At 56.8% G+C, this 438-nt stretch carries 1 protein-coding gene; it reads right to left on the reverse strand.

The annotated features are described in order from the left end of the window. Window positions 1–395, reverse strand: a 395-nt coding sequence (locus SB756_RS28165) for an Nramp family divalent metal transporter (protein ID WP_410912773.1), incomplete at its 3' end; no start/stop codon positions are given. Window positions 396–438: the final 43 nt, after the last annotated feature.

Below are 438 nucleotides of genomic sequence, written 5' to 3' on the forward strand. Positions count from 1 at the left end.
GCGCCCTGCATCAAAGAAATACCGAGCAGCAGTTTGAACCCCAGCGCGGCTCCGATAAATTCCGCCAGGTCAGTGGCCATCGCGATAATTTCCGCCTGCACCCAGTAAAACCAGACGGCGGGCCGGGGAAAACGATCGCGAATGTGTTCAGCGAGGTTTTTGCCGGTAGCGATACCCAGCTTGGCTGACATCAGCTGAATCAGCATGGCCATGATGTTGGCCCATACCACCACCCACAGCAATTTGTAGCCGTAAGCAGCGCCCGCCTGAATGTTGGTCGCAAAGTTGCCCGGATCGATATAGCCGATAGCGGCGATAAAAGCGGGCCCCAGTAGTGCGAGTTTGACTTTTCTGACTCCGCGAGCGGCGCGCTCGGCGGTACGACTTTCAAACATATCCGGTACCCTGTCTGAACATTTGCCTGCCCCGGCAGCTTAG

It is taken from the genome of Pseudomonas sp. SIMBA_068 (assembly GCF_046534705.1).
Classification (GTDB): Bacteria; Pseudomonadota; Gammaproteobacteria; order Pseudomonadales; family Pseudomonadaceae; genus Aquipseudomonas; species Aquipseudomonas putida.